This is a genomic window from Paenibacillus sp. OK003 (genome assembly GCF_900109515.1).
Lineage (GTDB): Bacteria > Bacillota > Bacilli > Paenibacillales > Paenibacillaceae > Paenibacillus > Paenibacillus marchantiae.
The window spans coordinates 68,618-82,146 of record NZ_FOBD01000005.1 but is presented as its reverse complement, the minus strand read 5'-3'; the positions used below and the strand labels follow the sequence as shown (position 1 = coordinate 82,146).

Here is a 13,529-nt window from a genome sequence, read left to right as displayed (position 1 = left end):
GCATTGGCATTCATGAGTCACTTTATTCATTCGTTCATTCAGTATTGTGTTCGTCCCGAATCTTCCTCCTTGCTTGCCGCAACCTCATCCTGAGCGGAGGAGATAGGACCGGGAATTCTTATTTTCTTCATTCTTGAACTTGTTAATGTCTCCTGAGTAATCACAATCTTTTGCGGGATTTTGTACAGAGGAAGCTTTTCTCTACAATAGTCCCAGATTTGTCTGCGCAGTTCCGTAAGAGGCTGCTCACCTGTAAGTCTGACCGTAGCCATCACCATCTGTCCCATAATTCCACTCGGTTCCCCGCTCACCACAGCCGTTTCAATGGCATCCATTTGCTCCAGAATACTCTCCACTTCCGCAGGGTAAACCTTACGCCCGCCTACATTAATGATCTCGGAGGGGCGACCCAAAATGCGAATGTAACCATCCTCCATCTCTGCTTCATCCCCGGTCTGGAGCCAGCCATCTTCCGTGAACGGAGACGGAGCATTCAGATACCCGATCATGGCCGTTTTCGTTTGGATCTCAAGCAACCCGTCCACAATCCGATAACGAACTTCCCCATCACGAACCGTAAATAGCAATGAACCGGAATCTTTGGAGCGTGTCGGCAGAATACCAAGCTCCGACATGCCATAAGCCTGCACCGTGCGCACATTCGGAAACTGTCTATTCCATGCGGTAAGCAGTGCCTCCGGCATAACCTCTGAACCATAGGAAGCCACTTCGAGACTGGATAGATCGAACTCCCGATAGACTCCACTAAGAAGCAGCAAATTCAGGAACGTTGGTGAGACTGGCAGTGCCTGAACACGGTACTTTTCAATGGTTTTGCATACTTCCAGGGGGGAGCGATCCGGTATGACGCATAAACAGCCGCCGCTGGACAGGGATTGCAGCATCGTATTCAATCCGCCAATGTGGTCAAACATCATGAAAGGGATCGTACAGAGCGGCCGAACTTGCCGCCTGAATCCGTGCAACAGACGATCGGCGCTATGAACAGCAGCTTTGCTTCGTCCTGTCGATCCGGATGAGAAAATCACCAGACCTGCTTTCTTTTCCTGACTCAGCCTTGCCAAAATCGGGGATCGACTGCCTTGCACGGAACAATGTTTGGCAATAGCTTCCCCTTCCCCAACACTCATACGCCATTCTGCCTGAGCGAGCGTTGTATACTCATTCCGTTTGGCCTCAACCAAGTGTCGATCCAGCGGAACCACAATACAATTCCGCTCCAGAAGTGCGATCAATGCCGCTGCGGCATATGGAGAATAATCCTCTTCAAGCACAACAATCGCCTCTTCGAGCCCTTCTCTGGAAATCCACTGGCTAAAGGTCTGAATCTGATCCAATAACCAGTTATAACTATATTGCTCGTCCTTCCATATCAATGCGGGGCGATGGTCATACGCAGCGAACCGTTCCAGAAGAAAAGTGATATTCATCCCTTATCATCCTTCGAGCACTGTTTCAATTGCGCCTCCAGATATTCAACCAGCGATTCCACCGTTCGATAAGGACTCTCTGGCATGGAAGCAGCCGCCATTTCCGCGAGGGTTATCCCTACACCGAACGCATCTTCAACACTTTGCTCGACAACCGCAAGTAAAGTTACAAGTTCAAGGGAGTCCAGCCTTCCCCGACTTCCATACAGTGGCGCCTGCAAGCCATGCTCCAGAGGAATCGGCGCGTTATGGTATCGATTAAGCTCATCGCAGCTATCCAGCACAATCCGCTCAATGACTTCCCGATGTGAAGGCGTAGGCGCGGGATTTTCCACAGTCGATGGGATCTGTCTGAAGCGATCGGCATGCTGATGTGTCGTCATCAGCGCTTCGTACCAGCGTAATTCGTCCGCCGCCAATTGTTCGATAATATCTGTTAACTGCTCCCGCCATTCTGGGCTTCGTTTCATTCTGGCGATCTGCAGCAACTTATGCGCCTGTTCCCACCGGGCTATCATTGCGCCGAATTCTGCAACATATTGATCATGGGGAGAATCGAGCCATTCGGCGGCTTCCTCCAGCAAATCGCGGAAAAAGTAGCGGCTCCAGCGCATGTCGAACAGGAACGCGGAGATGGCTTTCTCCTGTTCCCGATCCACCTCGGCATCCGGGTGCAATCTTTGTAACAATTGTGATGTGACAGCCTGTCCAAAATAATAGCTTCGATTGCCCTGCCAGATCGTTCTGCCCGTGATGAATTCATGCGCCTGCGTTGCCAGCGCAGAGCGCAGCATGGTTCGGTAGCCTGCGGCGTCGAGTGTCTCCACAGCACGGATCTCCATCGTGCCATATGTTCGTAATGTTTCTTTGCGCCGGGCTATTTCGAGCTCGGAGATATTTTTGTTCCCTTTCCAGAACTCCTGGAAATCAGTAGACGATACAGCTCCCATGTATTTGGAGGGAACGGGGTCATAGACATAGAACTGCTCCTCATCCATCCCGTACACAGCCAGCCAATGATCGACCAGATGCAGGCGCGAACCTTGTTTAACGAGTTTATGAATATACTCCGGATTTCGATAATCCTCCCCGTAAGGCAAGCAGTAACTTGTGCCTGTAACGACCAAAGGCCCCTCATTTTCAAGCCGTTCCCGAATATATGCCTTTCCTTGTTCGAAGCTGTCAAACTCCCGTTCTCCAAACACTTCCCACATCGGCTCCTCATAATCCAGCTTATGAAAGTAAGGCTTAATTAGGCCACGATCTGAACAGGAAGTCAGACTATATAAGCGGCTGGAAGCTAACAGACCGAGACTGCTTATCGAGCCCTGACGCTGAAGGATTTCGTGAATCAAAGGAAAATTACAGGGATAATAATACGGAATATCCATCGTTGGTTGAAACGGTTGACTAATCATGGCTACCTCCTATTCCCGGCTTTGGCAGCCGTGCTGCCCCAAGACTGGATTTTGTAATGAAGAGACAGATTAGCATGGGCACGAAACACCCGATTGGGCAGTGCCTTGCCATCTGCATCGGTTTCAAACTGCCGGAAGCCTCGCGTGAACCTGAACCGAAATCCGCTGTCACGTGGAACCTCGAAACAGCCTTCATAATGACCACCTCCGGTGTGCAGAAGCTTCATGCCCATGCCTCCGTAGATCGAGTCATCATACATGTCCTGAAAGGGTACCTCGGCACTCATGCAGACAGTCACGTGACCCGATAATTCTTCCACAACCGTGTACATGCGTGATGCCGACAACTCTCCCACCGTCAGGGTAACCACTGCATGACCTATCTTGACAGGAAACAGTTCCCCATTGGGTCGAACCTCAAGAACATCAGGGTGATCGGACCTATAATCCCCTTCAAGCACACTCATGGTGAACCCGCTATCGTAATGAAGCAGCGCATTGATGTGCCCGCTCATGCCGCCCTTCAATCCAATAACGTCCCTTCCCATCAGCTCCAGAGAGACTGGATCGCCGATTCGGCCAAACATGTAAAGTAGCGGAAGGTGAACCCGCTCTCCCCAATCCGCCTCCTGATGACCTGCATCCGGCTGTTCCAGAAATGCGATGTCTTTGCCAGGCTTGTATCCCAGTGCGAGCATCTGATGGACGACATTCCTTACCTGGGAAGGCAGAAACAATCCTTCTGCGTCCCCAATATCCATCCACATTTGAATGGGAGCACTGCCCTCAGGCATGAGGTACATATCCTCTTCCTGTAACCTGCTCTCCGACGTTTCATCCAGCTGCACGTCCACGAAAAAGGGAGAGAGCATGATCAGTTTGCCAAAAATATCAGGATGACGTGTTCCTATATGGAAGGTGCTGAGTGCCGCTGCGGAAGAACCAAGCAGTCCCGTATTGTCCTTGTCTGGAAGTGTGCGGTAATGCTCGTCAATGAATGGTTTCAGTTCATGAATGATAAAGTGTTCATAATCCAGGCCTGAGCAGCCCACACTCACCGCTTCTCTTGCAGGCGCAATGAAATGATAGAATTCATTGTGCGTAACTGGACGAACATGGGCAATTCCGACAATGATCAGCCCATCCATCAAGCCTTGATCAATCAGTTGGTCTGCCGCCTGATCTACGTGCCACGTTTCATTTCCCGCAGTCGAAGAGCCGAAGGCCCTCTGACCCGCATGCATGTATAACACCGGATAGCGTTGATCCACATGCTCCTTATAGCCTTGTGGCAAATAGACAAAAATCTTTCTCGTGTTGTCCAGCCTGGATGCCTTGAAACCTTCCACACATTCGATAACAGAATGAGTGTTCACTGATCCATCAACCGCCTCTCCTATAGATTTCCCTTTTACACTACCGGGATTTACTTGTTAGTCCTGCTTCGTTCTTCCCTCGGCTACATCGACAAACAACCCCGTCTCTGAAGAGACGGGGTTGTTTTAAAACACCGAAATGTTCTAAAATGCATAGCCCTTATATTGGTGGGTCTGCGAATAGTTTAAATCTGTTGAGCCTGATTTGTAAATATGGAAATAGAAAAAAAATGCTCAAGAAAAAGTTATTGACAACCAAACCATTATTTAATTATCATAACGTTGTGATTATAACTAGAGGGCCATGCTTTTAAACCCAATCGGTTTAGGACAACCCCGGTAACTCCAGCAGGAGGTGCCGGGGTTGTTGGCATTCATAAAGGGGGGATATCGTTAAGAATAACTAGTCAACGTCTAAATTGAAAGCGCTTTTCTAATCAAAAAAGAGAGTTCACATCTAATAAACGAAGGGTGGATTACCAATGTTCAAATGGACCAAGCGAATCATCCTCAGTACCACGCTGAGCTTCAGCTTGCTGGCCGGAAGTGCACTGCCCATATTCCCGGCGGCCTCCGTATTCGCAGATGCTGATACGGCTGTAACCAACAAGCAGAACTTCAGCACCGATGTTATATATCAAGTATTTACCGACCGTTTTCTGGACGGCAATCCCTCCAACAACCCTACTGGGGCGGCCTATGACGCCTCCTGTTCTAACCTGAAGCTCTATTGCGGGGGCGACTGGCAAGGACTGATCAACACGATTAATGACAACTACTTTTCCGATCTAGGCATTACGGCACTCTGGATTTCCCAGCCTGTGGAGAACATTTACTCGCTGATTAACTATTCCGGTGTCAACAATACGGCTTATCACGGCTATTGGGCACGTGACTTCAAGAAGACCAATCCTGCTTTCGGTACGATGACCGATTTTCAGAACCTGATCAATACGGCACATGCCAAAGGCATTAAAGTCATCATTGATTTTGCTCCTAACCATACCTCTCCCGCCATGGAAACCGACACCTCGTTCGCAGAGAATGGAAAGTTATACAATAACGGAACTCTGCTTGGTGGCTACACCAATGATACGAACAAATTATTCCACCACAATGGCGGCTCTGACTTCTCCACACTGGAGAACGGTATCTACAAAAATCTCTATGATCTCGCTGACCTGAACCACAATAACAGCACCATCGACACCTACTTCAAGGATGCGATCAAGCTCTGGCTGGATATGGGCATTGACGGAATCCGGGTAGATGCGGTGAAGCATATGCCGATGGGATGGCAAAAGAACTGGATGTCCTCCATCTATGGCTACAAACCGGTATTCACATTTGGTGAATGGTTCCTGGGTTCATCCGCATCCGATGCGGACAATACCAACTTCGCTAACCAATCCGGTATGAGTCTGCTCGACTTCCGTTTCAACAATGAAGTACGTAACGTGTTCCGTGATAACACATCCACGATGGTTGCCCTGGATTCCATGATCACCAGCACTGCCGCTGATTATGCCCAGGTAAATGACCAAGTGACCTTCATTGATAACCATGACATGGATCGCTTCAAAACAAGTGCTGTCAATAACCGTCGCCTGGAACAAGCTCTTGCATTTACACTTACCTCGCGGGGCGTACCAGCCATCTATTATGGCACTGAGCAGTATATGACAGGTAACGGCGACCCTAATAACCGTGCCAAAATGCCTTCGTTCTCCAAAACAACAACTGCTTTTAACGTCATCAGCAAGCTGGCTCCATTGCGCAAAACCAATCCAGCTATCGCCTATGGAACAACCCAGCAGCGCTGGATTAACAACGATGTGTATGTGTATGAACGTAAATTCGGCAACAACGTGGCTGTCGTAGCGGTTAACCGTAATCTTTCGACGTCCACATCCATCAGTGGCCTGACCACTTCACTCCCTTCGGGTACATACAACGATGTTCTTGCAGGTGCATTAAGTGGTAATACCATTACCTCTACAGGAGGTAACGTCGCTAACTTCACTTTGGCAGCAGGAGCTACAGCGGTCTGGCAGTATACAGCCAATACCACTACGCCAACCATCGGGCATGTTGGCCCTGTAATGGGTAAAGCGGGTAATACCGTTACCATTGATGGTCGCGGATTTGGTACTACCAAAGGCACGGTCTATTTCGGTACAACCGCTGTTACCGGTTCAGCCATCACATCATGGGAAGATACTCAGATCAAAGTGACCATCCCTGCTGTTGCCGCCGGCAACTATGCCGTTAAAGTCGCAACGAGCGGAGTCAACAGCAACACCTATAACAATTTCACGATTCTTAGTGGCAACCAGGTTTCCGTTCGGTTTGTCATCAACAATGCATCTACTACACTCGGTCAGAATCTCTACCTGACAGGCAATGTTGCGGAGTTGGGTAACTGGTCCACAGGCCCTCTCGCCATTGGTCCGACGTTCAATCAGGTCATCTATTCTTATCCAACCTGGTATTATGACGTCAGCGTGCCTGCCGGAACGAATCTGGAATTCAAGTTTTTCAAAAAGAACGGCTCAACGATTACGTGGGAAAATGGCAATAATCATACCTTCACCACACCAACCAGTGGAACCGCAACCGTTACAGTGGACTGGCAACCTTAATTCCATCACCGTCCTATCATTCAACCCGGAGTCAGACGCGACAAGCGCCTGCTTCCGGGTTCTTTGATTAGGCTCGTCCTTACCTTTGGCATGACATGCTCTGCTATCGATAGGTCCGAATGGATTTTAATCCTGCTGCCGCAATAATTCCTACCACCAAAAGCAATGCTCCCAGGCTCTCCAGCACGGTTTGGGCACCCCACTGATCAGCGAGAACGGAAACCACCGTTAATCCCAGGATCGGGGCTGTACTTGTTATGGTTCCGAGCACCCCGTAGATTCTCCCCTGCAGCTCATCGGGAACCTCGGCACGCATCATGATCTGGGTTAACATCGTACAGCACGCAAACATGGCTCCCCCAGCAATGATCAGCGGCAAGGCTACCAAAGGAGAAGATACATTGGCTAACAGCATATACAGTGGGCCGAGAACCAGCAGACCGATGAACACCCATCGTCCCTTTCGTTTCAGTCGGTTGCCTGAGGCGATCAGAATTCCGGAACCCAGCATGTACCCCAGTGGAATACATGTCTCGATCAGTCCGAACTGGACAGGATTCGCCTGCCATACGTTGACGGCCATGACCTGAACAAGCATGATGGCTGACATGAAGAAGAGAATCAGCAGCGGATTAAGAATAACGATTGAACGAATCAGGGGATGAGAGAAGATGTAGGAAAATGAACCGCCCCACTCCTTTACGAACGATCCTCTATGCATGGAAGAGCGTTGTACATCCGGAAAACGCCCAGCCAACATCACACATAACGCAGACAGCAGAAAGGTCACACCCGTAATCATAATAGCCGTAAATCCTCCAAATGCAGAAACCGCAATGCCTGCTGCGGCCAGTCCGCTGATCCGGGCAATATTATCGACCAGATGGATGGTTCCTGTAGCTTGTTGCAGATGCTCCCTCCCCACCAGACTGGTTACCGAAGCATGAAATGCTGGCGCCTGAAACAGACTGGAAAACATCGAAAGGGAAAGCATGAGCAGTACGATTGGAAAAGGAGCGTGCAGCACAAACAGACTCACCGCGATGATAAACGCCATAGCCCCGCGAAACAAATCCGACGACAGCATCAATGTTCTGCGATCCAGTCTGTCGGCAAACGTACCTGCGAATGATCCGAACAGAAAACTGACGACCATGTTACATACTTGTACAGCTGCCATGCTCTTAGCACTTCCTGTGGTCTGCAATACCCACAGACTGATGGCAATGCCGTTGAAACAATCACCAAATACGGAGATGCCATAGCCACACAAAATTCTGCGATAAGCAACATTGCGCCAAAGCGCCCTGTTGGCGACTTTCTGACTCTCCGCAGCAACAAGAGCCCCGTTCGGTCCTAATTCCGGTTCTGGGGACTGTAGCGTTCCCATCGATCTTTTCCTCCTCTTGTCATTCGGATCTCAAACAGCAGGCAGGCGCTTCCGGAGCAGTTCCAGCGATGAATGGAACCTCTCAGAAGCGCCTGATTGGTGGCCTGAATATGTTCTACAGGCTGTTTATGCGATTTGGGTGTTTATCCTCTTATCCTTTTATCCTTTGGAGGCGCCAGAGGTCAGCCCCTGCACCAGGAAACGTTGCAGGAATACAAACAACAACGTAATTGGAATGGCGATTAGTACAGCCCCGGCAGCAAACATCGTAAAGTTACTGTCTTGATAACGGCTAACCAGATCCCACATGCCAACTGCAAGTGTCCAGTTCTCTTTTGTCCGAAGTACCAGCCGGGCAAAGATAAAGTCCATCCATGCACCAGTGAAGCTGGTTAAGGCTACATAGGTCAGCATCGGCCGGGACAACGGCAGAATGATGCTGGTGAACACACGCAGATGACTGGCACCATCAATTCGTGCGGCTTCATCCAAACTGCGCGGGATGGTATCAAAGAACCCTTTGACAATAAATCCACCCAGCACGGCCCCCGACGAATAGACCAGAATCAACGCGGCATGGGTGTCCAGCAATTTGATCTGAAGCAAAATAATATAAATGGCAATCATGCTCATGAAGCTGGGGAACATCCCGAGAATCAGCATCGTGGATAGAATGGTCTTGCGACCGCGAAACCGGAAACGGGACAAGGCATACATGCCCAAAGTGACCATGAGTGTTGAGAAAATCATCGTGAAAAAGGCGATCTTCAACGTGTTCAGATACCATGTTCCATACATGAACGACGGGTTATTAAACAGTTCCCCATAATGGGCCAGCGTGAACGCTTCAGGCCACAGACGTTCACTATACAGCGCTGCCCCTGGACGCAGTGACGAGAGAAATATCCACAAGACGGGATACACCGATACGATAGCTATGATGACCAGCAGCACATAGCTGATCGCCAGACGCATGGGATTGTTGCGCTTTTTCATTGAATCATGTCCTCCTCCTTGAACGATTTGGAACGACGGAAATTCCAGATGGAGAACGACGCAATAATCAGGAAAATAATGATGCCGACCGCCGAAGCCATATTGAACTTGTTGTTATCCAACGTCAGTTTGTACAACCAGGTCACGAGGAGATCGGTTGATCCCGCATACTGATAATCGCCACGAAGCGGATTACCGTTCGTCAGCAGGAAGATGACATTGAAGTTGTTGAAATTCCCGGCAAATTGCATAATAAGCACCGGTGTCGTAGCGAACATAATAAAGGGAAGCGTAATGATGCGGAATTTCTGAAAGCCGGACGCACCGTCCACCTCAGCCGCTTCATACAAATCCCGTGGAATCGCCGTCAATACGCCCAGTATGAGCACCATGCTGACCGGGATTCCGATCCACATGTTTACAATGACGACTGTAACTTTTGCCCAGAATGGATCGGTTAACCATGGCAACCCCTCAAGGCCAAAAGCCTTCATATACGTATTAATCGGACCAAACTGTCCGTTGAACAGGTTACGCATCAGAAGCAGTGAGATAATCTGCGGAATGGCATAAGGAAGAATGAAGATCGTCCGCCACACCTTTTTGAAGCGAATACCCTTCTGCTCGATGAGAAGTGCAACCAGCACCCCGCCAAAATACGTAGTCACCGTTGCCAGAATGGCCCAGATCACGGTCCATGTTAATACTCCAAAGAAGGTATGGCTCCACGATTTAAGCTGGATTAGATCCGTGAACGTCTTGAAACCGACCCAGTCCACCAGCTTGGCGGGCGGAATATGATCCGGTGCCGAGTAATTGGTGAAGGCCAGGGTAATCGTAAATAAAATCGGCATAATGGTGAAAAACAGAATACCGAGCGCAGGGATAGATAAGAAAAGATACGGGAATTGTTTATCGAGCAGATATCTCAGGGAAGCAGAGGCTCCGGTGGCCTGCTTTCCTTCCTCTCTTAATTTTCCCGTGAGGTACGCGTCCCGGATATTGAAAATATACAGAAGAAGGAAAACGAAAAATACCAAAAGTACTATGATTCCGTTGAGCAGCAAAAAGATGGAGTGGTCGCCCTGTTGCAGCACCGTTGATCCATTGACCTTGACGAAACGCTGCGTCTGCTCGCCCAGCGTCCATACGCCCCATACGGCCTGATTCAAACGGGGAATCAGATATGCGAGTCCCACTGCCTCTAAGATCAGAAAACAGATTCCCTTGATCCATTGACGGTTATACAACTGTCCAAGTCCTTGCAGGACAAGGGACAACACAGCCGCTGTCATGCGATGCTGTCTTTCTCGATTCGGTTTAACCGTGACTGGAACATGCTGTTGTTTCATTCATTCCTACTCCTTCCCGGCAAGCGAAGTTACCGATCAGTTATAGCAGAGTGCAGAGGACATGTTAGCTTCCTCTGCACCTGCTCTTTCTTTTTTATTGGACAGTTGCAAGGCTCTCCTTGACTTGTTTGACTGCGTTATCCAGAGAGGTTTTTACATCCTTGCCTCCATCCCATATGTCGGTAATTGCCGCACTGATGGGGCCCCATACGCTATCCATAGCAGGAAGCGAAGGCATTGGAGTGGAGTTGTTGAATTGCTCAAGGAATGCCTTCGTGATTTCATCCCCTTGAATCTTCGGATCTGCTGCCACATCTTTATTGGCCGGGAGAGTTCCGTTCATCTCAAAGTTGACCATCTGGGATTCGGCACTGGAGAGATAGGCCGCAAACAGTTTGGCAGCATTCGGATAGGTTGTAAATGCATTGACGTAATAGGCCTTGACTCCAGAGAAGGAGGTCATCGGTTTGCCTTCAATCGCCGGGAGTGGAGCAACACCGAAGTCAACACCAGCAGTGCGATAATCGGCGATGGACCAAGGTCCGTTAATATCCATGGCCAGCTTCCCGCTTGAAAAGAGACCTTTCTTGATGTCATAGTTCACATCGCCCATTTTTACAGGCAGTACTTCCGATTTCAGCGTTTGCAAGAACTGACCGCCCTTGATCGCTCCCTCATTGTTGAGGCCAATATCCTTGCTGTTCATGCCTTCATCACCAAAGATATATCCGCCCTGGGAAGCCAGATAAGCAAAGTTATAATAGAACTGCTGGAGCTCCCACATCAGAGTGTATTTGTTGTTTTTGGTGTCATTAAAGGTTTTGGCAAAGCTGATAATGTCATCAAATGATTTCGGTGCTTCGGGATAAAGCTTTTTGTTATAGAACAACGCATAGGTTTCTACGCTATAGGGATATCCATATAAGATGTCTTTAAATGTTACGGCTTTAACCGCATTGTCACTAGTGGATTGCGTAGTCTGTTGCTCAAAAATATCGTTCGGCAAGATCAGTCCGGCTTCTGAAGCGCTACCAATCTTGTCATGTGGGAAAACAACCACATCCGCAGCCAATCCCGCAGGTCCATCCGTTGTGAGCTTGGTCACTTGATCGGTCGGCGGCAATTCCTCAATCTTTACCGAAACGCCGTACTGCTCTTCAAATTTCTTCGCCCGTTCTTCGATAAAGCTGCGCTGATTTTTATCCTCCCATATGACAAGGCTTGCGCCCTCTTCTGGCTGAATATTTTCCGCGGTTACTGTGGTTTCTCCAGTCTCACCGCTGTCTGTTGTCGTTGGCGCAGCGCCACCACCTCCGCTTGAACATGCGGTAAGTGTGAGTGCCATGAATCCTGCAAGTGCTGCTTGCTGCCATTTTCTCATTGAATTTCCCCCTTTTCGTAGTCATGATCGATGCTGTACTCGCGCTTTTCACCCGTTTTTCTGTGTACTGTTCCTGTACTCCGAAGTTCGTGTATCCGTTTGAAAGCTATACAAACGTTTGCTCATATTAACCTCAGACTGGTCCAATCCTTATGTAATCGGGATGAATTCTCTAAGATGTATGTTGATTCAAGTTATGTAAGCGCTATAATAACAATCACATCATACAATAGCGAACTTTATTTGCACAAACGTTTGCACAAGTCATTTTCGCTCATTTTCCTTCACTTTTTGGGCATATATTCCTGTAATTTCCGATTTGCTTGATCTCCCACCATCTTCCTTTATTTTTCGTTTCCCCTCTTCACCATGAAACAGTTAGCAATTGATTTATCGAAGTCTTTGAATTAACATAGGAGACATGTTGAAATGCTTGTACAGAAGGGATTTTTCACATGATTACAATCAAAGATATTGCCAAATTGGCGGGTGTATCCCCTTCTACGGTCTCACGGGTTATTTCCAACCATCCCAGAATCAGTTCGGAAACGTCACTCAAAGTGAAGCAAATCATGAAAGAAATGAATTATCATCCAAATATGATGGCCAAAAGCCTTGTTTCCAAAACGACTCAAACCCTGGGTATCATGCTGCCCCGACCTGCTGAAGAGCTGTTTCAGAACTACTTTTTCGGAGAGTTGCTTCGGGGAATTATTACACATGCCACCCGCATGAATTATGAACTTCTTCTATCCACCGAAACGTCTTCCAGCGATGAGTTGAATGCCATATCCCGCCTGGTACATGGGCGACGCGTGGATGGTATTTTGCTGCTTGGCTCCAAAAGGGAAGATCCGATTATTTCGTTTTTGGAGGCGGAAAAGTTTCCTTTTGTACTGATTGGCCGCAGCGAAACGCATCCCGATGCACCGATGGTGGACAATAACAATGTACAGACAGCATTCGATGCAACCACACATCTGATTGCCCAAGGGCATAAACGAGTCGGATTTGTTAGCGGACCACCAGATTTGACGTTGTCTCATGATCGCCTGCTTGGATACAAAAACGCGCTTGAAGAAGCGGGTCTTGATGCTAACAATGACTGGATCGTGGAGGGAGAATTCCTGCAGGAAAGCGGCTTCCGGTCGATGTCCCTGTTCATGTCGTTACCCGACAGGCCAACCGCCCTCGTTGTCATTGATGACAATGTTGCCTTTGGTGTACTTCGCGCTCTGGCCGAGCTGGGATATAACGTTCCTGAAGATATTAGTGTTGTGAGCTTTAACAATATTGCCTTGTCGGAACTTGCATCCCCTCCGCTCAGTTCAATTGATATCGGAACCTATCAGCTGGGCTATACCGCGGTTCAGGTACTGCTGAAAATTCTAAATGGGGAGCAGTTGCCTCAGAATCCGGTCATTATTCCGCACCGCTTAATTGTTCGGGATTCGTCCCTATTTACGTTATCCGGAAATGTGTAGACATGTTTGTGCAAACGTTTGTCCTGCTGGTTTGATGTT

9 protein-coding genes are annotated in these 13,529 nt (G+C 48.7%); 2 read left to right on the top strand and 7 right to left on the bottom strand.

The window, feature by feature from the left end; genetic code table 11:
• Positions 1-38: 38 nt before the first annotated feature.
• From BMW94_RS09040 to BMW94_RS09030, 3 genes are read right to left on the bottom strand one after another with little or no spacing between them, the layout of a single operon-like run.
• Entirely contained in the window at positions 39-1,451 is a 1,413-nt protein-coding gene (locus BMW94_RS09040) for an ANL family adenylate-forming protein (protein WP_090997312.1), read from the bottom strand.
• Positions 1,448-2,869, bottom strand: coding sequence for a hypothetical protein (locus tag BMW94_RS09035; protein WP_090997309.1), 1,422 nt, complete (start codon positions 2,867-2,869; stop codon positions 1,448-1,450). Before BMW94_RS09035 ends, BMW94_RS09040 begins: the two co-directional genes overlap by 4 nt.
• A gap of 2 nt (positions 2,870-2,871) precedes the next feature.
• Positions 2,872-4,245 (bottom strand): alpha/beta hydrolase, encoded by a 1,374-nt coding sequence (locus tag BMW94_RS09030; RefSeq protein ID WP_090997306.1) that lies wholly within the window; start codon positions 4,243-4,245, stop codon positions 2,872-2,874.
• Between the two features lie 482 nt (positions 4,246-4,727).
• Between BMW94_RS09030 and BMW94_RS09025 the strand changes: the two genes are divergently transcribed.
• On the top strand, positions 4,728-6,887 hold the full coding sequence (locus BMW94_RS09025; RefSeq protein WP_090997303.1) for an alpha-amylase family glycosyl hydrolase: 2,160 nt from the start codon (positions 4,728-4,730) through the stop codon (positions 6,885-6,887).
• A gap of 103 nt (positions 6,888-6,990) precedes the next feature.
• On the opposite strand, the gene BMW94_RS09020 is transcribed toward BMW94_RS09025, so the two are convergent.
• From BMW94_RS09020 to BMW94_RS09005, 4 genes are all read right to left on the bottom strand, one after another.
• Positions 6,991-8,277: an MFS transporter gene (locus BMW94_RS09020; protein ID WP_090997300.1), complete on the bottom strand. Its 1,287-nt coding sequence runs from the start codon at positions 8,275-8,277 to the stop codon at positions 6,991-6,993.
• Between the two features lie 159 nt (positions 8,278-8,436).
• The gene (locus BMW94_RS09015) at positions 8,437-9,273 is read right to left on the bottom strand and encodes a sugar ABC transporter permease (protein WP_090997298.1); all 837 of its coding nucleotides are present in this window, start codon (positions 9,271-9,273) and stop codon (positions 8,437-8,439) included.
• Positions 9,270-10,625 (bottom strand): carbohydrate ABC transporter permease, encoded by a 1,356-nt coding sequence (locus BMW94_RS09010; RefSeq protein ID WP_090997295.1) that lies wholly within the window; start codon positions 10,623-10,625, stop codon positions 9,270-9,272. Before BMW94_RS09010 ends, BMW94_RS09015 begins: the two co-directional genes overlap by 4 nt.
• A gap of 94 nt (positions 10,626-10,719) precedes the next feature.
• Positions 10,720-12,006 (bottom strand): sugar ABC transporter substrate-binding protein, encoded by a 1,287-nt coding sequence (locus BMW94_RS09005; protein ID WP_090997291.1) that lies wholly within the window; start codon positions 12,004-12,006, stop codon positions 10,720-10,722.
• A 455-nt stretch (positions 12,007-12,461) separates the two neighbouring features.
• Between BMW94_RS09005 and BMW94_RS09000 the strand changes: the two genes are divergently transcribed.
• Positions 12,462-13,490: a LacI family DNA-binding transcriptional regulator gene (locus tag BMW94_RS09000; protein WP_090997288.1), complete on the top strand. Its 1,029-nt coding sequence runs from the start codon at positions 12,462-12,464 to the stop codon at positions 13,488-13,490.
• Positions 13,491-13,529 lie beyond the last annotated feature (39 nt).

Excerpts from the sequence above, each read along its gene's own strand:
- BMW94_RS09040 (WP_090997312.1), bottom strand. The coding sequence starts at position 1,451 with ATGAATATCACTTTTCTTCTGGAACGGTTCGCTGCGTATGACCATCGC.
- BMW94_RS09035 (WP_090997309.1), bottom strand. The coding sequence starts at position 2,869 with ATGATTAGTCAACCGTTTCAACCAACGATGGATATTCCGTATTATTAT.
- BMW94_RS09025 (WP_090997303.1), top strand. The coding sequence starts at position 4,728 with ATGTTCAAATGGACCAAGCGAATCATCCTCAGTACCACGCTGAGCTTC.
- BMW94_RS09020 (WP_090997300.1), bottom strand. The coding sequence starts at position 8,277 with ATGGGAACGCTACAGTCCCCAGAACCGGAATTAGGACCGAACGGGGCT.
- BMW94_RS09015 (WP_090997298.1), bottom strand. The coding sequence starts at position 9,273 with ATGAAAAAGCGCAACAATCCCATGCGTCTGGCGATCAGCTATGTGCTG.
- BMW94_RS09010 (WP_090997295.1), bottom strand. The coding sequence starts at position 10,625 with ATGAAACAACAGCATGTTCCAGTCACGGTTAAACCGAATCGAGAAAGA.
- BMW94_RS09005 (WP_090997291.1), bottom strand. The coding sequence starts at position 12,006 with ATGAGAAAATGGCAGCAAGCAGCACTTGCAGGATTCATGGCACTCACA.
- BMW94_RS09000 (WP_090997288.1), top strand. The coding sequence starts at position 12,462 with ATGATTACAATCAAAGATATTGCCAAATTGGCGGGTGTATCCCCTTCT.